This is a genomic window from Salinicola sp. (assembly GCF_982684285.1).
Genome location: NZ_CEXLVS010000444.1, coordinates 1 through 1013 on the forward strand (window position 1 = coordinate 1; position 1013 = coordinate 1013).

A 1013-nucleotide genomic window follows, 5' to 3' on the forward strand; every position below is an offset into this window, starting at 1 on the left:
TGGGAAAACTAGACAAGTACTGCAGTGGTGAAATAGATAGTTATTCGTGTGAAGTGCGTTTGAGACACAAACTAGGATATTGGGTATGGGTGCGTGATAGTGGCAAAATGGATGAGTGGTCTGAAGATGGCAAACCAACACGCATGATTGGCACCAGTCTGGATATTAACGAGCACAAACTTGCTGATGCCAAGTTACAGAAAACCATGAATGATTTAACGGAAAAACACCGTCAGCTTGAACAAGAAGAAATGATTGCCAAACATGTGTTTGAAAACATCACCGCAACAAGTAACGATGTTATTCCTGAATTAGCCACATGGTGTGAACCGATGGGTTCATTTAGTGGCGACATGATTTTGTCTTCAATCTTAGTAGATAGCGGGTTGAGAGTGATTTTGTGTGATTTTACCGGCCATGGTTTACCCGCTGCATTAGGTGCGGTCCCTGTATCCTCTATTTATTCCGCGATAACCGCAAAAGGTCTGCCCTTAGACGTATTAATGGGGGAGTTAAATAGTAAGCTAAACGCATTATTACCCACGGGCATGTTTTGTTGTATTGCGGGCATAGATATTAATGCCGCAAGAACGACGGCACAAATTTGGAATTCGGGTGTGCCTGATGTATTGCTTGTGAGTTCGACCGGTGAAATTCGACATCGTTTTCCATCTAATCATCTACCGTTGGGTGTAATGGCATATGAAGAAGAAGAGATGCAGGTGTATGACGTGCAGCTGGAAGCCGGTGATAACCTGTATATCTATAGCGATGGTTTGACTGAATCCGTTAATAAACGAGGTGATATGTTTGGTCAGGACTATTTTGAACAGTTACTTCAAGCTGAAACTGACCATGAAGGTCGCCTTGATGAGATTAAAAAAGCGGTGAGAATATTTACTGATGGTGCCGCTTCTACCGATGATGTGTCCATGATTGAAATAAAAACACTGGTCACATAGGCTGCCAATCTTTTAGAATTGCTGTTTTATAATGTAGCCAGCGATATTTCC

The 1013-nt window shown here is 42.3% G+C and carries 1 protein-coding gene; it reads left to right on the plus strand.

Features of this window, described 5'->3' with window-relative positions:
• Window positions 1–962: SpoIIE family protein phosphatase (locus AC3AYF_RS20905; RefSeq protein WP_487780391.1), on the plus strand; the 962-nt coding region annotated here is incomplete at its 5' end.
• Window positions 963–1013 lie beyond the last annotated feature (51 nt).